Annotated in this window: 17 protein-coding genes; 12 read left to right on the top strand and 5 right to left on the bottom strand. The window is 72.5% G+C overall.

The genetic code is table 11. The annotated features are described in order from the left end of the window. Positions 1-134 precede the first annotated feature (134 nt). The 4 genes from ACE7GA_RS11615 to rpsO all read left to right on the top strand — a co-directional run bounded on the left by ACE7GA_RS11615 (position 135) and on the right by rpsO (position 4,824). On the top strand, positions 135-1,385 hold the full coding sequence (locus tag ACE7GA_RS11615) for an HlyD family efflux transporter periplasmic adaptor subunit (RefSeq protein ID WP_376099533.1): 1,251 nt from the start codon (positions 135-137) through the stop codon (positions 1,383-1,385). 9 nt (positions 1,386-1,394) lie between these two features. Next, positions 1,395-3,380 carry a glycosyltransferase gene (locus ACE7GA_RS11610; RefSeq protein WP_376099531.1) on the top strand — a complete coding sequence of 662 codons (1,986 nt, stop codon included), beginning with the start codon at positions 1,395-1,397 and terminating at the stop codon, positions 3,378-3,380. 239 nt (positions 3,381-3,619) lie between these two features. Beyond that, positions 3,620-4,528 carry a tRNA pseudouridine(55) synthase TruB gene (gene truB, locus ACE7GA_RS11605; RefSeq protein ID WP_376099529.1) on the top strand — a complete coding sequence of 303 codons (909 nt, stop codon included), beginning with the start codon at positions 3,620-3,622 and terminating at the stop codon, positions 4,526-4,528. Between the two features lie 23 nt (positions 4,529-4,551). Next, entirely contained in the window at positions 4,552-4,824 is a 273-nt protein-coding gene (gene rpsO / locus ACE7GA_RS11600) for a 30S ribosomal protein S15 (protein ID WP_376099527.1), read from the top strand. A 167-nt stretch (positions 4,825-4,991) separates the two neighbouring features. Here rpsO and ACE7GA_RS11595 read toward each other — a convergent pair whose 3' ends face one another. After that, a complete protein-coding gene (locus ACE7GA_RS11595) occupies positions 4,992-5,987 on the bottom strand; it encodes an MFS transporter (protein ID WP_376099525.1) in 996 nt (331 codons plus the stop codon). After that, complete coding sequence (locus ACE7GA_RS11590; RefSeq protein ID WP_376099523.1) at positions 5,984-6,232, bottom strand: hypothetical protein; 249 nt, start codon at positions 6,230-6,232, stop codon at positions 5,984-5,986. Before ACE7GA_RS11590 ends, ACE7GA_RS11595 begins: the two co-directional genes overlap by 4 nt. A gap of 695 nt (positions 6,233-6,927) precedes the next feature. Between ACE7GA_RS11590 and ACE7GA_RS11585 the strand changes: the two genes are divergently transcribed. Both ACE7GA_RS11585 and ACE7GA_RS11580 read left to right on the top strand, forming a co-directional pair. After that, positions 6,928-9,210 (top strand): mechanosensitive ion channel domain-containing protein, encoded by a 2,283-nt coding sequence (locus ACE7GA_RS11585; protein WP_376099521.1) that lies wholly within the window; start codon positions 6,928-6,930, stop codon positions 9,208-9,210. A gap of 54 nt (positions 9,211-9,264) precedes the next feature. Continuing rightward, entirely contained in the window at positions 9,265-9,903 is a 639-nt protein-coding gene (locus tag ACE7GA_RS11580; protein ID WP_376099519.1) for a DUF2231 domain-containing protein, read from the top strand. A gap of 307 nt (positions 9,904-10,210) precedes the next feature. On the opposite strand, the gene ACE7GA_RS11575 is transcribed toward ACE7GA_RS11580, so the two are convergent. Then, a complete protein-coding gene (locus ACE7GA_RS11575) occupies positions 10,211-10,981 on the bottom strand; it encodes a class I SAM-dependent methyltransferase (protein WP_376099517.1) in 771 nt (256 codons plus the stop codon). Between the two features lie 250 nt (positions 10,982-11,231). Here ACE7GA_RS11575 and ACE7GA_RS11570 point away from each other — a divergent pair, with 250 nt between their 5' ends. The 4 genes from ACE7GA_RS11570 to ACE7GA_RS11555 all read left to right on the top strand — a co-directional run bounded on the left by ACE7GA_RS11570 (position 11,232) and on the right by ACE7GA_RS11555 (position 14,392). After that, positions 11,232-11,555, top strand: a complete 324-nt coding sequence (locus tag ACE7GA_RS11570; protein WP_376099515.1) for a hypothetical protein — start codon at positions 11,232-11,234, stop codon at positions 11,553-11,555. 86 nt (positions 11,556-11,641) lie between these two features. Then, positions 11,642-13,234, top strand: a complete 1,593-nt coding sequence (locus tag ACE7GA_RS11565) for a cytochrome ubiquinol oxidase subunit I (RefSeq protein WP_376099513.1) — start codon at positions 11,642-11,644, stop codon at positions 13,232-13,234. Positions 13,235-13,248: 14 nt separating this feature from the next. Then, positions 13,249-14,286 (top strand): cytochrome d ubiquinol oxidase subunit II, encoded by a 1,038-nt coding sequence (cydB, locus tag ACE7GA_RS11560; protein ID WP_376100231.1) that lies wholly within the window; start codon positions 13,249-13,251, stop codon positions 14,284-14,286. Between the two features lies 1 nt (position 14,287). Next, entirely contained in the window at positions 14,288-14,392 is a 105-nt protein-coding gene (locus ACE7GA_RS11555) for a DUF2474 family protein (protein ID WP_376099511.1), read from the top strand. A gap of 215 nt (positions 14,393-14,607) precedes the next feature. On the opposite strand, the gene ACE7GA_RS11550 is transcribed toward ACE7GA_RS11555, so the two are convergent. Together ACE7GA_RS11550 and ACE7GA_RS11545 are read right to left on the bottom strand one after the other, a co-directional pair. Then, complete coding sequence (locus ACE7GA_RS11550; protein WP_376099509.1) at positions 14,608-15,150, bottom strand: hypothetical protein; 543 nt, start codon at positions 15,148-15,150, stop codon at positions 14,608-14,610. Positions 15,151-15,176: 26 nt separating this feature from the next. Further along, positions 15,177-16,676, bottom strand: coding sequence for a DUF4139 domain-containing protein (locus ACE7GA_RS11545; RefSeq protein ID WP_376099507.1), 1,500 nt, complete (start codon positions 16,674-16,676; stop codon positions 15,177-15,179). 185 nt (positions 16,677-16,861) lie between these two features. Here ACE7GA_RS11545 and ACE7GA_RS11540 point away from each other — a divergent pair, with 185 nt between their 5' ends. Then, entirely contained in the window at positions 16,862-17,281 is a 420-nt protein-coding gene (locus tag ACE7GA_RS11540) for a hypothetical protein (protein ID WP_376099505.1), read from the top strand. Positions 17,282-17,482: 201 nt separating this feature from the next. Next, positions 17,483-18,805 carry a dicarboxylate/amino acid:cation symporter gene (locus ACE7GA_RS11535; RefSeq protein WP_376099503.1) on the top strand — a complete coding sequence of 441 codons (1,323 nt, stop codon included), beginning with the start codon at positions 17,483-17,485 and terminating at the stop codon, positions 18,803-18,805. Positions 18,806-18,845: the final 40 nt, after the last annotated feature.

Raw genomic sequence — 18,845 nt, 5'->3', positions numbered from 1 at the left:
TGCGAAGTAGCAACCAGACGATGCCAAGAATCAGGCCGACCGCGACGCGTGATGTGCCCGAGCATTCACTGCAGCGACCTCATGTCACGGCATCGCGAGCGGGACCTACACGTCGGGCCAGGAACACCTGAACGATGCGCGATCAACCTGGCCTGGTCACGGCCCTCACGCCCGACATGGCGGCCCCGGCCGCCGAGCCTCGGCCGCCGCTGCCCGATCCGCGGCCTGCACCGGCGGTCGCCACGTCCACCCCCAACCGCGGTCGCCTGCTCCGCGTCGCCGTGAGTCTCGGGTTGCTCGCCCTCATCGGATACTTCGTCCAGGACCGGTTCTTCTCAACCGAGGCGGATGGGGCCTTCCTCGACGGCGCGCCCATAGCGGTTCGCACGCCGATCAGCGGGACGGTGAGCCTCGCGCCGGCGCTGTCGGTCGGCAACGTCATCCCGGCGGACACGCGGTTCGGAACGGTCGTCAATCCGCGCGCCGACACGTCGCGCCTGTCCGACCTTACCCTCGCTCTCTCCTCGGCCGAGGCGTCGCTGACCGCCCTGACCCGGCGCATCGCCTACGTCGAGGGCGAGATCGCGGCGTCCGAGCACAATCTCGGTGCCTTCCGCGACGCCCGGACGGAAACGCTGACCGCCCGCGTTCGGGAGATCGATGAGTCGGTCAGCGCCGCCGGTGCACGCCTGGCCGAGGCCACGCGGGGCCTGCGTCGGGCGGAAGCGCTGTCCGCCGGCGGCGTCGCCACCGTGGCTGCCCTGGAAGCCGCGCGCCGGGCCGAAGCCGTGGCGCACGCGGAACTGGACGGCGCCCGCAACCGGCGCGCCGCCACGGACGCGGAACTGCGGGCTGCCCGGGCGGGGGTAAACGTCGCGGATGCCGCAACCGATCGCTCGGCCTCGCAGCAACAGCGCGACCGGCTGCGCGACCAGTTGGAGGACCTTGCGGCGCAGCAGATCGAGCGTGAGGCACAGGTCGCCGCGCTGCGTCCGCTGATCGCGACGGAGACGGAGCGAACGGCCCGGATGGGCGAGGCTGCGCTGCAGTTGCACGCCCCCGGCCGCCTGCTGCGCCTGGTGGCACAGGCCGGCGAGCACGTGCAGCCGGGGCAGGAGATCGCCATCCTCGCCGACTGCGCCAACCCCGAAGCCACGGCGACGGTCTCGCCCGCCGTGTTCCGTCGCCTTCAGGTCGGTCAGACCGCCCGCTTCAAGGCGGCGCAGGACGACGCTTGGCGCAACGGGACCGTCTCCGCGCTCCGGGCCGAGCCCGGCGCGACATCCAACTCAGCACGCCGGCTCGAGGTCGTCGTCTCCTTCCCCGCGGAGGTCGGCAGCACCCGGGCCTGCGAGAGCGGACGCCTCGGCCGCCTCGCCTTCTGAGGCATCGCCGTGCCGGAATCCGACCTGCTGCTGGCGGCCGCGCCGGCGCTGCTTCTCGTCGCCTTCGCGGGCGCGGCGTTGCCGCTGCTGCGGCACGACCAGGCCTGGCCACGCTGGATCGGCGCGATGCTGACCATCGCGCTGATGGTGCGCTACCTCCTCTGGCGGGCGACGGACACGCTGCCGGGCATGGGCGACGGCGGCTGGACCGACCTCGGCACCTTCGTCCTGGCGCACGGCTTCTTCGCGGTGGAGGTGCTGAGCTGCACGGCGGGCATCCTCCTACTCCAGGTCCTGTCGCGCACGGTGAACCGCTCGGCGGAGGTGGACGCGCATCCCGTCGGGTCGCACCCCGGCGGGCCGCCGCTGATCGACATGCTGATCCCGACCTACAACGAGAAGCGCGAGATCCTGGAGCGCACGATCGTCGGTGCGACGGCGCAGGACTACCCGCGGTTCCGGGTCTGGGTGCTGGACGACGGTAAGCGGCCATGGCTCGCCGACCTCGCGGCCAGCCATGGGGCGCATTACCTGACGCGCGCCGATAACGCGCACGGCAAGGCCGGCAACATGAACGCGGCGCTGAAGCGGATCATGGAGCTGCCGGAGCCGCCCGACACCATCGCCGTGCTGGACGCGGACTTCATCGCCTCCCCGCAATTCCTCCGGCGCGCGGCCGCCCTGCTGCACGACCCCAAGGTCGCCTGCGTGCAGACGCCGCAGTTCTTCTTCAACCCGGACCCGATCCAGTTGAACCTGCGCGGCCTCTCCGTGCTGGCGGACGAGCAGCGGTTCTTCTTCGACATCATCCTCGCGAGCAAGGACGCGCACGGGACCGCCTTCTCCTGCGGCACATCGGCGCTGATCCGCACCAGGCCGTTGAAGGAGATCGGCTTCTTCCCGACGGAAAGCGTGACGGAGGACCTCCTCCTGTCCATCAAGTTCACCGCCGCGGGCTACCGCACCGTCTACCTGAACGAGCCGCTGACGGTCGGCCTCGCGCCCGAGGGGCTGCAGGAATACCTGACGCAGCGCGGCCGGTGGTGCCTCGGCACCATGCAGATCCTCCGCACGCCCTGGAGCCCCTTCTCCTCCCGCGGCGGCGTACCGCCGATCATGCGGCTGCACACGCTGGACACCGTCCTGTTCTGGACGGTCGGGTCGCTGATGCGCGTGCTCTGCCTCGTCATCCCCGTGCTGCACTGGTGGTTCGGGCTGGTCGTGATGCAGACGACGCTGGAAGGGCTGCTGTTGAACCTCGGCCCCTTCTGGATCTGCATGGTCGTCTATCTCGGCTGGGTCAGCCGCGGGACGAACATCCCGATGATGGCGGAGGCCATCGGCCTGCTCGTGACGAAGGAAGCCATGCGGGCGAGCGTCGTCGGCACCTTCGGCAGCCGGAACCAGAAGTTCAAGGTGACGGCCAAGGGCGCCAGCCGCGACCGCGTGGTGATGCAGTGGGGCATCGCCGCGCCCTACATCGCCCTCGCCGTCGCCACGATCGGCGGCATCGCCTGGCGGCTCTTCACCGGCGCGCTGCCCGACACGCCGCCGGATATCGAGGCGATGAACCTGTTCTGGAGCGTCTTCAACCTCGGCACGCTCGCCATCACCATCCTGATCTGCGTGGAGCAGCCACGCTTCCGGGCGGAGGAGCGCTTCGGCACGGATGAGCCCGTTGCCATCCGCTTCGCGGACGGCACGGGCGGGCAGGGGCGGCTGCTCGACCTGTCGGTCTCGGGCTGCGCGGTGCTCCTCGCGGCCCAGCCAGCCTGCGGAGAGGAGGCGGTCAGCCTCGTCATCCCCGATGTCGGGCTTGTCCGCGCGCGGGTGCGGCGGCGCAGCGGAACGCGGCTGCACCTCGCCTTCCTGCCCTCGACGGAGGCGCGGCGCAGCCTGATCGTGAAGCTCTTCTCCGGCTCCTACGTGCGGCCGGTCACGCGCACGCCGATGACCGACCTCCTCAGGGTCCTGGCGCGACGCGCCCTGTCCTGACGAGGGCGGCGGCGGCCTGAACGCGCGTGCGCCGGCAGGGCGGGTAGCTCGCGCACCCCGCGGGTCAGCCCCGCGGGCTCCAGGCGGTTCCTGCCCGGGGCAATCAGGGCTAGGACGCGGCCGATGCAGCAGAACTCCCCCCACGCGACCGTCCGGACCGAGGCCCCAACCAAGGCGGTCCCAACCAGGGCGGCCCCAAGCGCGGGTCCCACCGCCAGCGCAAGCCGCGCGGCCGCCCGATGGACGGCTGGCTGATCGTGGACAAGCCCTCCGGCATGGGCTCGACCGACGTCGTCACGAAGCTCAAGCGCGCCTTCGATGCGCAGAAGGTCGGGCACGGCGGCACGCTCGACCCACTGGCCACCGGCATCCTGCCGATCGCCTTCGGCGCCGCGACCAAGGCCGTGCCCTACGTCATGGACGGCACGAAGGTGTACCGCTTCACCCTCCGCTTCGGGGATGCGCGCGACACGGACGACGCGGACGGCAAGACGATCGGAACACATGACCATCGCCCGACGGATGCGGAGATTGAGGCGGCGCTGCCCGCCTTCCGCGGCGATATCATGCAGGTCCCGCCGATCTATTCCGCCATCAAGGTCTCCGGCGAACGCGCCTACGACCTCGCGCGCGAGGGTCAGGCCGTCGAGCTGCAGCCCCGCCCCGCCCGCGTGGATGCCTTCGACCTGATCGAGCGTCCCGACGCCGACACCGCGGTCTTCCACGTCCAGTCCGGCAAGGGCGTGTACATGCGCAGCCTGGCGCGCGATCTCGCGCGCGCCTGCGGCACGGTCGGCCACATCGCCGCGCTGCGGCGCCTGCGCGTCGGGCCCTTCCGGGAGGAGCACGCGATTCCGCTGGACAAACTTGTCGGCAGCGCGGATACCCCCGCCCCTCCCCCGGCGCCCCTGCTGCCGGTGACGACCGCGCTGGACGACATCCCGGCCCTGGCCGTCACCGAGAGCGAGGCCGCCCGCCTGGGCTTCGGTCAGGAGATCTCCCTGGTCGAGTTCCTGGGCCGGGTGCCGCCGGCGGCCAACCCCGATGGGGGCCTGGTCCGCGCGCTGGCGGGGGAGCGGCTGATGGGATTGTGCCGGCTCGAAGGCGGATTGGTCCGCCCCGAACGCTGGCTCGCCCGCGGCGCCTGACACCCCTATTCCAGGAACACACGATGTCGAGCATCACCCTCGAGCGTCGCGCGACGATCATCCGCGAATATGCCACCCGCCCGAACGACACGGGCTCCCCCGAAGTCCAGGTGGCCCTGCTGTCCGACCGCATCTCGATGCTGACGGAGCACATGAAGCAGCACCCGAAGGACTTCCACTCCCGGCGCGGCCTGCTCGTGCTCGTCGGACAGCGGCGCGGGCTGCTGGACTACCTGAAAAAGAAGGGCGGCGGGCGCTACGAGCGGCTGATCGCGCGGCTGGGCCTGCGGCGGTAGGTTCCGCGGCGGCCCTGGGGGAAGGCTCTGCCTTCCTCCGGACCTCCATCCGCCAGGGGACCAGTCCCCTGCACCCCGTTCTGTAGACGCCCCGGTTTGGACCGCGGTCCAGGCCGCCGCCTGGTCGGCGGGAGTTCGGGAGGGAGGGCAACGCCCAACCTCCGGAATCACCGCCGCCCTCCTCGCAGGCACCAGACCCCGAACAGCCCGCACGCCGCGCACAGGCTGAACCCCGGCGCATAGGAGCCGGTCGTCGCGACGAGCACCGAGAAGGCCGTGGGCATGACGATCTGCGTCAGCGCGAAGGCCGCCTGAAGGGCGGCCGTCGCCGCGCCGACGCGCCCGGATTGTCCCGGTGGGCCGAGGGTGAGGCCGATCCGCGCCGCCTCGGCGAGCAGCACGCCGTTGTAGCCGACCGCCGTCGCCCCCAGCACGACCCCGACGAGGGTGACCAGGACCTCGGGCCAGGACGGCCCGGCGAGGGCGAGCAGCCCGGTCGAGAGCGCTGTGCCGAGGCCGCAGAGGATCAGCACGCGCCGCGCCCCGATCCGGTCCGCCACCAAGCCCCAGACGACCCGCCCGACCAGCCCGCCCGCCTGCCCGATGGACAGGCGCAGCCCGGCTTCCGCCAGCGGCACCCCCAGCGCCGTGACCTGCCAAGCCACGAAGAACGACGCGAAGGAGAACTGCGCCACCCCGAAGGCCGCGCCGGCGAGGGTGATCGCGCGCAGCGCCGGCTCGTCGCGCAGCAGGGCGAGGGAGGAGACGGCCTCCCGGATCGCCGCGCCCGGTCTGCCCGGCGTGCCGGCCGGGGCGCGATCCGCGTCCAGCCCGCGCCGCAGCGGCTGCAACGCGACGGCGACCGTGACGGCCCAGGCGGCGCAGGCCAGCGCCCCCGCCCGCCACCCCGCGACGACCCCGATCGCCGGCGCCATGGCGGCGATCAGCATCGCCCCCGCCGGCACGCCGCATTGCTTGAGGGAGAAGATCATCCCCCGCCGCGCCGGCGGCGTCCGCGGCGCCAGCAGGTGCGACCCGGAGGCCGTCACGGGGCCGTGCCCCATCCCGCAGAGGAGCGACCCGAGGGCCAGCAGCCCAAGGCTCGCCACCGACGGAAGATCGTGGGAGGCGAGGGTCGTGACCGCGATCCCCGTCGCGATCACCAGCAGCGCCCCCTGGCAGGTCCGCAGCCCCCGAACCGGCGGAGGAGGGTCGCGGTGAAGGGAATGCTGAGCAGCCCGCCCGCATAGGCCAGCGCCGTGTGCAGCCCGGCGAGTGAGGGATCGAGCCCGAGCTCCGCCCCGATCGCCGGCGCCAGCACGGGCGTGACGAGGAAGGCGCCCATGCCCGCCAAGTGAACGGCCAGCAGCGCCCCCACCGTGGTCCAGACGGAGTGCCCCGGGCTCATGCGGCGATGCTGCGGTGCGGGGCGCCAGGCGTCCAGGCCACGGCCCGCTTGCGGTTATTGCGGGGGCGAACGCAACATCGGGGATGGTCCCGAACCGCCTCCTGCCGCTGGCGCTCCTGCTGTTGGCCGGTTGCGCGGCCGAGCCGGACCCGACTGCGAAAGCGCCGGGGGCCACGGGGCAAGGGGGCTGGATCACCGCGCCGGTGCCGCGCGTGCGGGAGGTCCGTTCCCCCGTGGCCTCCCCCGCTCTGCCTACGACTGGCCAGCCCGCTTCACCGCCGCACCGCCGGGCGCGCCCCGCCGACCTTTCTGAGGAGGCCGAAGGGCCTCCCGTTGCCTCGGGCGACTTGACCCGGCCTCACGAAGGAGGGTCCAACCACGGGATGCGACGCCTGACCTTCGTGACCCTCCTCGCGCTCGCGGGCTGTGCGGCCGACCCCGCACCGGAACCGCCGCGGGCCGCTCCCGCACCGGACGCTCCCGCCCGGCCGACGACCGACACCTCGAACTGGCAGAGGGCGCCCACGCCGGCGGCCTCGACCCTCCGGGGGACGAACCTGGCGCCCAGCATCGGCCCCAGCCCCGGCGCGGGCGCGGGCGTGAGCGGCCGGCGACTCGTCCGCTGACCCCCTCCTGATCCCGCCTCGGGCGCGCCGCGCTTGACCCGGCCAGCCCGGGCGGGTCCAACCCGGCGGATGCGGCACCGGACCCTCTTCCCGTTCCTGCTCGCGCTCGTGCTCGCCGTCGCGCCGGCCTGGGCTCAGGCTCCCGCGCCCGCAGCATCGCCCGGCGCGTCGGAGGCGGAGCGCCTTCTCGGCATCCTGCGGGACGACGCGCAGCGGGCCGAACTGGTGCGGAACCTCGAAGCCTTGTCGGCGGCATCCCGGGCGGGAGCACCCGGCGCGGCACCGGCCGCCTCGGCTCCCGCCGCCACTCCGCCGGCTGCAACCCCCGCCGCGCCGCCACCGAGCACCGAACTGCTGGCCCCCAACACGCTCGGTGGCCAGGTGCTGCAGGACATTTCGGCGCGCCTGGCGCTGCTGACCGACCAGATCATCTCGGCCGTGCAGACGCTGACGGACCTGCCGGGCATCGCCTCCTGGGCCTCGGGCGTCGCGCGGGATCCCGTGACGCAGACGCGGGTGACCGACGCCTCCTGGAAGGTTGCGCTCGTCTTCGGCCTCGGGCTGCTGGCGGAATGGCTGGTCTGGCGGCTCCTGCGCCGCTGGCGGGACAAGCTCGACGCCCATGCACCGCCGCGCGCCGACCTCTGGACCTGGCTGCGGCGCATTCCCTTCGTCGTCGCGCGGCTGTTCCTCGACCTGCTGCCGGTCGGCGCCTTCGCCCTCGTCTCCTACGGGCTGATCGGGGCGCTGCGGCCGCTGCCGACGACGGAACTGGCGCTGCTCATCGCCAACAACGCGTACATCGCGTGCAGGGCGGTGCTGGTGGCGGCGCGGATGCTCTTCTCCCCCAATTCCGCGCACCTCCGCCTCGTGCCCCTGCACGACGAGACGGCGGCCTACATCACCGTCTGGCTGCGGCGGATCGTCATCGTGCTGGTCGTGGGCTGGGCGGTGGCGGAAGCCGCGCTGCTCTTCGGCGTGCCCTGGGCCGTGTACGACGCGATCACCCGCCTGGTGCTGCTGGTCGCGACCCTCTTCCTCGTCATCGTCATCCTCCAGAACCGGTACGCCGTGGCCGAGGCCCTGCGTGCGCCGGAACTGAAGCCGGGCGAGGAGCCGGAACGGTCGCGCCGGTTCTTCCGTGCCCTGCGGGACCGCCTCGCCGAGATCTGGCACATCCTCGCCATCCTCTACCTCGTCGCCCTCTGGGGCGTCTGGGCGCTGCAGATCCGGGACGGGTTCACGCGGCTGCTGTGGATCTCCGTCCTCACCCTCGCGATCATGGCAGGCGCCAAGGCGGCGGACGCCCTGCTGCGGAAGGTTCTGGACCGTGGCTTCCGGATCACTCCGGACCTGGCCAAGCGCTACCCCGGCCTCGAGCAGCGGGCGAACCGCTACCTGCCCGTCCTCAAGGGCGTCGCGACGACCATCGTGACCGTCGTCGCCTTCCTCTCCGTTCTCGAGGCCTGGGGCTTCGACGCCTTCGAGTGGTTCTCGCGCGGCCGGGTCGGGGCGCGGCTCGTGACCTCCCTCGTCTCCATGGGGTTCACGGTCGTCGCGGCGATCGCGGTGTGGGAGGTCGCGAACGCCGCGATCCAGCGCCGGCTCCTGAAGCTGTCGCGCGACTCGCAGGCCGCGCGATCCGCCCGCATCCGGACGCTGCTGCCGATGCTGCGGACCGCGCTGTTCATCGTGATCGCGGTCTTCGTCGCGCTGAACATCCTGTCGGAGATCGGGGTGAACGTCGCTCCGCTGATCGCCGGCGCCGGCGTGCTGGGCGTCGCGATCGGCTTCGGGTCGCAGACGCTGGTGAAGGACGTGATCACCGGCATCTTCCTGCTGCTCGAGGACGCCGTCGCGGTCGGCGACGTCGTGACGATCGGCGGCATGTCCGGGACGGTGGAGCAGCTCTCGATCCGCTCCATCCGGTTGCGCGCGCTGGACGGGTCCATCCACATCATCCCCTTCTCGACCGTCACCTTCGTCACGAACCAGTCCCGCGACTTCGCCTTCGCCGTGGTCGAGGTCTCCCTGGCCTACGGCCAGGACACGGACCGCGCCGCGGCCGCCCTCAAGGCCGCGGGCGCCGAGCTGCGGGCCGACCCGAAATGGGAAAAGGCGATCCGTGACGACCTCGACGTCATGGGGGTCGAGAAGCTCCTCGAAACCGGCGTGCTCATGCGCGTGCGGATGAAGACCGAGCCATCGCAGCGCTGGGCCGTGGCGCGGGAGCTGAACCGCCGCATCCGCGCCCGCTTCGACGCGGAGGGGATCCGCATTCCCTCGCCCTGGCGGGTGGAGGCGATGCAGGACGACCCAGCCGTCGCGGAGTCAGCGGCGAAGGCGGCCTGAAGCCGGCGGGGCGCGCCGCGCGTTGTGCCGCGGAACGAACACGGACCCGCCGCCATGACCCTGCGCCTGACCGAGATCCACCCGAGCGTCGTCCACCTGCCCATCGCGCTGACGCCGACCGCGCTCGCGCTCGACGCGATCGGTGCGGCCGCGGGCAGCAAGGGCATGATGAATGCCGGCCGTCTCCTGATCGGCGCGGCCTTCGCCAGCGCCATGGCGGCCGCCGTGACCGGCGCCCTGGCCCAGGGCGCCTCCAGGATCGAGAACGAGGAGGCGAACGACCTCCTCACCACGCACCGCACGATGAACGTCGCGCTCGGCGTCCTCCTCGGCGGCATGGCGGCGGAGCGGGCCGTGGTGCGGAAGCCGGGGCGCGGGTACTTCGCCGTCGGCCTGCTGGCGCTCGGCGCGATGGGCTATTCCGCCTATCTCGGCGGGCGCATGTCCTACGAACACGGCGTCGGCGTCGCCCGCGCCGACGGGCTGCGGGAGAAGGCGACAATCGGGCGGGACTCCATCACCGACGTGGTCGAGGCGACCGTCGCCGCCATCGGCCGCGCGCTGCAGCAGAGCTGGGATGACATCAAGGCCGGCCGTTTCCTGCCGGCCCTGCGCCCCGGCAGCAGCACGCCCCGCGGCTACGAGCGCGTGCCGGCGCGGCCGGAGCCGGCGGAAATGGCGTCGGTCGGGTAGGGCGCGCGGTCGGCGCGGGGTGTCCTGCCGGCGTCATGCGGTTGGCCCCGGGGAGGCTTTGCCTCCCCAGACCGCTCCACAGACCGCTCCACCGGGCTGCCGACGGGCACCCCGGGCCCCGCGGACTGTTTGACGTCCCCGTCGGCAGGCCCCCACTTCGGGGCCTGCCGACGGGGACATTCCAACGGGATCGCGGTCCAGGGGCGCGTCCGCCCCTGGTGGGAGGGTCCGGGAGGGCAAAGCCCTTCCAGGCGCCACCAGCACGGCCTCGGCAGGACACCCCGCGCCGACCACGCACCCACCCCGATCAGCGCCGGCCCCGCGGGACCTCCTGCACACGGCAAGGCCGGATCGAGTCCGGCGCGGGCCGTCCTGCGGCGCTCGGCGCCGAGAAGGTCGCGAGGTAGCCGAGGTTGCCCCGAAGTTCGGTGAAGCCGATGAAACGGTAGCCAGCCCCCTCCAACTCGCAGCGCAGCAGCGCGCGCGGCGTGCCGTGCTGCCAGGTCACGCGGTCCAGGTCCACGATGCCGACGCGCGCGCCGGGCCGCAACGCGGGGACCAGGTTGTGCAGGAATGCGTAGGGCTGCGCGATCTCGTGGTACATGTGCACGAGGATCGCGACGTCGGTGGAGTTCTCCGGCAGTCGCGGGTCGTGCGGCTCGCCGAGGGTGAGCGCGACGTTCGGCAGCCGCATCTCCGCGACACGGCGTGCGAGGCCGGCGAGGTAGTCGGGCATGACGTCGTTCGCGATGACGCGCCCTTCAGGCCCTACGATCCGCGAGAGGCGGACGGTGTGGTAGCCACTGCCCGCGCCGACGTCGGCAACGGTCATCCCGGGACGGATGTCGAGCGCGCGGACGATCTGTCCCACCTCGTCCACTGCGTCGCGCTCGCGTTCCGTGGCCCAGATCGGGGAGACGATCTCGGCCACCGGCCGGTCGGGCGCGGGGAAGGCACCTGCGGGCGCGCCGGGTGGACCCAGCGGTCCCACGCCCTGCGCCGTCACCCCGTTCGGCGCGGCCGCGCAGCCAGTCGCCGCGAGGGCAGCAAGGACGGAACGGCGGTTCGGGTCGGGCATCGGGAGGATCCTCGCATCGCGCGGGACTGCAACGCGCGCGGGGCGGAGGTGGGCGCGGCGGGCACGGTTGCACCGGCCGCACGATGTCCGTTACGCTCCGTCCCATGACGACCTTCGGGACCGCCTTCGGGCGAATGCGGCGAATTACCAGCCCGGTCGCCTGACCGTCGCGCGGGGCTGACCCCGTGGCGGCGGGGATGGCGACCGGAACAGTCCCCGCCCCGCCCGCCCTTTCGTCCCAGGTCCGTCCATGTTCGATGCCGCGTCCCCCGTTCCCGCGCTCTCGCCTGCCGTCTGCTCCGCCGAAGCGGGGGAGCGACGTTACGCCATGCGCTACGTGCTGCTCGCCGAGCCCTCGCCCGGCCTGCTGCCGCGCATGTTGCAATTCCTCGCCAAGCGCGACCTGACGCCGGACCTGTTCCGCGCGCGGCGGCTCGGCCCGATGCTGCGGACGGAAATCGCCGTCGAGGCAGACGAGGACACGGCGAACCGCATCGCCGGCGACCTGCGCCGCGTCGTCGGCGTCGCGCGGCTCGAGGTGGAGCGCGGGCGCGTCGTGAAGGGCGCGTCGTGAAAGGCGCGTGACGCACGGATCGCTTGCACGTGCGCTGACGTTCCGGGCTAGGATCGCCACCTGACCGGGTGGGGATCCCACCGAACATGCTCGACGCCCTGCTGCCCTCCGCGCTCGACCTCTCGCGCTTCCAGTTCGCCTTCGTCGTGGTCTGGCACTTCCTCTTCCCGGCCTTCACGATCGGCCTTGCGTCGTACCTCGCGGTGCTCGAGGCGCTGTGGCTGTGGAAGAAGGACGCGGTCTACCTCGACACCTACCGCTACTGGCTGAAGGTCTTCGCCGTGACCTTCGCGATGGGCGTCGTGTCGGGCATCGTCATGTCCTACCAGTTCGGCACGAACTGGTCGCGCTTCTCCGATCTCGCAGGGCCCGTGATCGGGCCGCTGATGGGATACGAGGTGCTGACGGCCTTCTTCCTGGAAGCCGGTTTCCTCGGCGTCATGCTGTTCGGGCTGAACCGCGTGGGGCCGGCGCTGCACATGGCGGCGACGGCGCTGGTGGCCGTCGGCACCGCGATGTCGGCGTTCTGGATCCTGTCCGTGAACTCCTGGATGCAGACGCCGGCGGGATACGTGCGGGACGCGACGGGGCGGTTCCTGCCGGATGACTGGTGGGCGATCGTCTTCAACCCGTCCTTCCCCTATCGCCTCGCGCATACCGTCACCGGCGCCTACCTGACGACGGCGCTGATCGTGGGCGCCGTCGGCGCCTGGCACCTGTTGCGGGAACGCCAGGGCGCACCACCGCGGCGCGATCCCTCGGTCCAGGGGCGGCGCGTCGTCGTGCACGGGCCGGAGACGGCGGCGGAGACCGGCGGCGTGGAAGCGGCGCGGCCCGAGCCTGGCAGCGCGGCGGATGAACGGGGTGCGAAGCACGACGAGCGCGGGCCGAACCCCCGCGCGCGGCTGATGTTCTCCATGGCCATGTGGATGCTGGCGATCGTGGCGCCCTTGCAGGTCGTGCTCGGCGACCTGCACGGGGTCAACACCTTCCATCACCAGCCCGCGAAGCTCGCGGCGATGGAGGGGCACTTCGACACGGAACGGGGCGCGGCCGCCATCCTCTTCGGCATCCCGAACCCGGAGGCCGGGCGCGTGGACCTGCGCGTCGCGATCCCGAACCTCGCGAGCCTCTACCTGACCCATTCCTGGGACGGGGAGGTGCGCGGCCTGAACGACATCCCGCGGGAACAGTGGCCCACGAACATCCCCCTCGTCTTCTGGTCCTTCCGCGTCATGGTCGGACTGGGGATGCTGATGGTGACGCTCGGCCTGGCCGGGCTGGTGATGCGCGTCCGCGGGCGGCTCTACGACACGCCCTGGCTGCTGCGCGCCGCGATCGCGATGGGACCAGCGGGGCTGACCGCCGTCACCGCGGGCTGGATCACGACGGAGGCGGGGCGGCAGCCCTTCACGGTGTACGGGATGCTGCGCACCGCCGACAGCGTGTCCCCGATCGCGATGCCGGCGGTCGCGACGTCCCTCGCGATCTTCGTCATCGTGTACTTCGTCGTCTTCGGGGCAGGCGTCTGGTACCTCTTCCGCCTCTTCTCCCAGACGCCGAAGCCGCATGAGGAAGCGCCGCCGCAGGGCCAGCCGATCCGCAGCGCGGGGATCACGCCCGCGCCTTCCATGCAGGCCGGGACCTCGCCCGGCCCGCAGCCGGCCCCGGCGGAGTAGCAGCCGTGGAACACCTGACGGGCTGGGCGTGGTGGCTGCCCTTCATCTGGGGCGTGCTGATCGCGACGGCGGTCTTCCTCTACGTCGTCATGGACGGGTTCGACCTGGGGATCGGCATCCTCTTCCCGGTCCTGCGCGGCAAGCACGACCGCGACGTTGCGGTGAACACGGTCGCACCGGTCTGGGACGGGAACGAGACCTGGCTCGTGCTCGGCGGCGGCGGACTGCTGGCGGTGTTTCCGCTGGCCTACGCGATCGTCCTGCCCGCGCTCTACATGCCGCTGACGATCATGCTGCTGGGACTGGTCTTCCGCGGCGTCGCCTTCGAGATGCGGTTCCGCGCCGAATCACCGCGGCAGCAGCGCTTCTGGGACCGGTCTTTCTCCTGGGGCTCCATCGCGGCGACGCTGGCGCAGGGCATCGCGCTCGGCGCCTTCGTGCAGGGGATCCGGGTCGAGGGGCGGTCCTATGCCGGGGGGTGGTGGGACTGGCTGACGCCCTTCTCGGTCCTGACGGCGGGCGCGCTGATCGTGGGCTACGGGCTCCTCGGCTCCTGCTGGCTCATGTGGAAGACAGAGGGTGACCTGCACCGGCGCGCGGCGGGCTACGCGCGGGGCTTCGCGATCGCGACCCTCGTCGCCATCGCCGCGGTCTCCGCGACCATGCCCTTCCTGCAGCCGGAATTCGCGGCGCGGTGGTTCCGCTTCCCGCACCTTCTGATCGGAGCGCCGGTGCCGATCCTCGTCGTCGTGATCGCCGTGGCGTTCTTCCGGGCGCTGGCGGCGGATACGGGACGCGGGGGACTGGCGGATGCGCGGCCCTTCCTCCTCGCGCTCGGGCTGTTCCTGCTATCCTATCTCGGACTCGGTATCTCGATGTACCCAATGATCGTGCCGCCGGCGCTCGACCTTTGGGAAGCCGCGGCGCCGCCGTCGTCGCAAGCCTTCCTGCTGGTGGGGGCGGCGGTGCTGATCCCCGTGATCCTCGGCTACACCGGCTACGTGTACTGGCTGTTCCGCGCGAAGGTGACGCCCGACAGCGGGTACCACTGAGGTGGGGCGGAGACTGCTGTGGTTCGTCGGGTTGTGGCTCGGCGGGGTAGCGGCCGTGGGGGTGGTCGCGTTGCTGATCCGCGGGGCGCTGTTCGGGTTCGGTTGAGGATGAGGCGGCCTTGGAGGGAGGGCTTTGCCCTGCCTCCAAACCTCCCGCCCGCCAGGAGGCTCGTCTCCTGGACCTCGATCTTTGGGAGAGATGCCGTTGATGGGAGGGATGATGCCCACGCGCGCTTGCGCCGCGTGAACACCATCCCGCCCATCAACGGCATTCCATGGAAGGGGGTCCGGGGGAAGGCAGTCCTTCCTCCGGGGCCAGGCTCACCCCATCCGCCCGATCAGCTCCCCGGCCGCCCGCGCCCACGAGTCCCACGCCGCATCCGCCGCCGCGCCCGCCCGCTCCGCCGCCAGGCTGGCCGCGTTCAGGCGGCGGCGCGCCTCCTCCCGTTCCGGCCCGGTGCGGTCCTCGGCAGCGGTGCGGGCGCGGGACAGGGTGGCCTCGGCGCCGCGATAGGTGCGGATGGCGCCGCGCGCCTCGTCCAGCAGGCGGCGGAGGTCGGTCAGGCGGGTCACCAGATCGGCCAGAGCGTCGCGGCCCGGGGCGTTGGCGGGCAGGCGGTCCAGGATGGTGCGCAGGTTCTCCAGCGTGCCGGGGCCGCCGGGAAGCCGGCGCAGGCTGGCCTCCACGTCCATCTCGCGCCAGCGCAGCAGGATCGGATCGCCGAGGCCTGCGTCCCAGACCGGCATATCCACCCGCGCCTCGCGTTCCCAGGCGAAGCGGAGGGTGGTCTGGCCGGCCTCCAGCGTCGCCTCGTGGCGCAGGCCGAAATCGCCCTCGGCCGCGACGAGGAAGCGAGGCGTCATGCCGGGCCGCCGGGCGAGGTCCACGATCATCCGGGCACCGCGGCCGCCCCCGGCGGCGCCGCGAGAATCGACGGCGAGCGCCGCTTCCTCCGACCGGATGGCGCGGACGGCCACGACGCCCCGCCGCAGTTCGACCCCGATCGGGCGCTCGGACGACGACGTCGCGGAGGAGAGGCGCACGTCGCGGTCGCGCGCGAAGGCGAGGATGCGGGCCTCGTCCGGGGCGACCGCGCGGATCTCCGCGTCGCCGAGGTAGCCGCCGGCTTCCGCGCCCTCGGTCCCGAAGAGGGTGGCGAGGCCGTCCGGCAGGGTCGCGCCGCTGGTGTTCCGGACCCGCACGGCCGAGAGCGGGTTGCGGGCCGAGAGGTCCTGCACCCACCATAGCCGCTCCGCCGGCAGCGCGGCGTCGAGGAAGGGGAGGTTCGCAGTCTCCCCGCGCGCACCGTCACCGGCGTTGGCAAGGTGAAGGCGACGCGCCCTGCGGCGCTGGCGGACAGCGCGGGCGGCAGGGCCGCGACGGTATCGGCGAAGCGCGGCTCCGCTTCCTGCACCAAGCCGCCCACCACGGCCCGGCCGCGCGTCGGCGCGGCGGGCGCCATGGTGGGTGCGGCCATCGCGACCATCGGCGGCGGGGCGGGCGGGGGCGGCAGGGCACCCGTGTCCGGGCGGACCGTCACGCCCTCCGCCACGCGCACCGGCAGTTCGGGGCGGCTGACTGTGATTGGGGTGTAGAGGGGCTGGTGGAAGGCCGCCGGGTTGCCGGAGACGAGCGCGAGCCGCACCCCGTCCCAGTCGGCGCCCGAGCGGTTCTCGACCACGGCCCACCCCTGCAGGCGGGCCGGGCCGTCGCCGGGCGGGACGAGGAGGCGCCAGGACGGCTTCCAGACCGGCGCGGCCGTGACGGTCGCGACCGTCACCTCCCGCGCGGCCGCCGCCCCGCGGAGGCGGAGTTCGACCACGCGGGAATCAGCGGCGCGGTTGGCGGCCAGCGCCTCGGCCGCGCGGCGGACGCGGGCCGCAAGGTCCGGGTCGGTCAGGCGGACGTCGTCGCCCTCGCGCAGGGTGATCGTGCGGAGGCCGGATTCGGTGACGAGGGTCAGGCGGGTCGCGGTGGCGGTGGCGCCGCCCTCCCGCACCTCGACGTCCTCGGCATCCGCCAGGCGGCCGGCGACGCCACCCGCCTCCACCGCCTGCCCGCGCAGGGCGGACAGGAGGGCGGTGCGGCCCGCGAAGTCCTCCGGGCGCAGCGGCAGGCCGCGGAAGGCCTCGGCGGCCAGGTCGCGGGCGGGGAGGCGCACCCCCTCCACGACGCCGGCGGGGTCGCGGACGAGGAGGCTCTTCAGCACGTCGTCCACGTCTTCGGTCGGAACACGGAGGGTGACGGCGGCGGCGGGCGCCAACGGTCCGCTCCGCTCGACCTGGACCAGGCCGGCGTTGGAGAGGGTGACGGCACGCACCGGCAACTCGTCGGCGTCCGCGGGCACCGCGAGAACGAGAAGGGGGAGGAAGCGGGTCAGACGAAGCACGGCGGGTCCTCGAGACATCCGCCCCTAGGCTACGGCCGCGGTGACACGTGCCGCCAGGGCGGTACGCGTCGCGACGGTCGTGCCATGGGTGCGACGCCGTCCCAGGGCTGGCGACCCGTCCTGCATCCGCAAGAATTTCGGGGCCGCATCGGCAACCAGGGCGGAGACGGCTCCGTTCCCGCCGCATGATCCTGCAACTCGATCCCCCGCTGCCGATGGACACGGTCCGCGGTGCCGGCCTGGCGCATTTCCTCATCGACTACGGCCCGGAGACGCACCTGATGTGGGTCGTGTTCCTGGACGCCGACGGCGCCTGCTGGACCGTGCCCAACCCGGAGGTGCGGATGCAGCCCAACTGGTCCCTGCAGCGTCGCCCGGGGCGTGCGCGGATGGAAGGGTCGGGCATCGTCGCTCCGCCCGGCAATCCCGCCGCACCCATCCTGCGCGGGCCGACGGAGGGGGAGATGCTGAACGGTGCGGACGCGAACGCCCCCTTTGAGCGCGGCGCGCCGCTGAACGGCGCGGTCGTGAACGGCGTGACGCCCGGCGGGGCCAGGCCGGAGGCGCCGGGCGCCATCCGCTACGACGCCGCGCCCGCGGCCTGAGACGCGCCGCACGGAGGTCGTCGCTCAGGGCGACTCCGCGCGGACGGGAGCGCCACCCGGGATGAAATCCTCCGGCCGCCCCTGACACGGCTCAATCCGCGCTTGCTGAGCTGACCCGCGTCGGCAACTCTGGGCCGGCGCCAAGCGCTGGTGTGGAACGCGCCGCCTCGGCGCCTTGCCGGCGGCATCCGGGAACGTCCCATGCTCCGCCGCGCCCTCTCGCTCCTCTACGTCCAGGTCCTCATCGCCATCGTGCTCGGCGTGTTCGTGGGCGCGGTCTGGCCAAGCTTCGGCGCGGCGATGCGGCCGCTGGGAGACGGCTTCGTCAAGCTCATCAAGATGGTCATCGCGCCGATCGTCTTCATCACGATCGTGCACGGCATCGCCTCGGTCCGCGACGCGAAGAGCGTGGGGCGCGTCGGCATCAAGGCGCTGGTGTACTTCGAGGTCGTCTCGACCTTTGCCCTCGTCCTCGGGCTGATCGTTGCCAAGGTGTTCCAGACCGGGTCGGGCTTCAACATCGACCCGTCGCAGATGAACGCGGGCGCCGTGCAGTCCTACGCGCAACGCGCAGCGAATGATTCAATCGTCTCGCACCTGCTGGGGATCATCCCCGACACCTTCGTCGGTGCCTTCGCCAACGGCGCCCTGCTCCAGGTCCTGTTCATCGCGGTGCTGACGGGCTTCGCCATCAACGCCATGCCCGACCGGCTGCGGGAACCCGCGGCACATGCGGTGGACACGATCGGGCGGGTCTTCTTCGGCGTCGTCGCCATCATCGTGAAGGCGGCCCCCGTCGGCGCCTTCGGCGCGATGGCCTTCACGATCGGCGCCTACGGCGTCGGGTCACTGCTGCGGCTCGGCGAGCTGGTCGCGACCTTCTACCTGACGGCGCTGGTCTTCGTGATCGTCGTGCTCGGCGCCATCGCGCGGTGGTGCGGCTTCTCGATCTTCCGCTTCATCGCCTACATCCGCGAGGAATTGCTGATCGTCCTCGGCACTTCCTCCTCTGAATCCGTCCTGCCGCAGCTCATGCGGAAGATGGAGGCGCTCGGCGCCTCGCCGAAGGTCGTCGGGATCACCGTGCCGCTCGGGTATTCGTTCAACCTCGACGGCACGAACATCTACATGACGCTGGCGACGATGTTCCTCGCCTACGCGACGAACACGCACCTGACGCTGGGGCAGGAGCTGACGATCCTGCTGGTGGCGATGCTGACGTCGAAGGGTGCCTCCGGCGTCACGGGCGCGGGCTTCGTGACTCTGGCGGCGACGCTCTCCGTCCTGCCGGACATCCCGATCGCGGCGCTCGCGGTGCTCGTCGGCATCGACAAGTTCATGAGCGAGGTGCGGGCGCTGACGAACCTCATCGGCAACGGCGTCGCCTGCCTCGCCGTCTCGCGGTGGGAGGGGGAACTGGATCCCGTCCGGCTGCGGTCGGAGATGCACGGCATCCCCATGGCCGGCGCCGGCTCGCAGGCCGGCCGCGAAATGCCCCTCCCCGGCCCACGCCCGGCGGAGTAGGGCGGGCCGGCACCGACGGGCCTCCGTCCGCCCCGGCGAG

The sequence above is a fragment of the Roseomonas sp. CCTCC AB2023176 genome (genome assembly GCF_042259275.1).
GTDB lineage: Bacteria > Pseudomonadota > Alphaproteobacteria > Acetobacterales > Acetobacteraceae > Roseomonas.
Note: the sequence above shows the minus strand (reverse complement) of the source record. Positions and strands in the feature narration are given on the sequence as shown.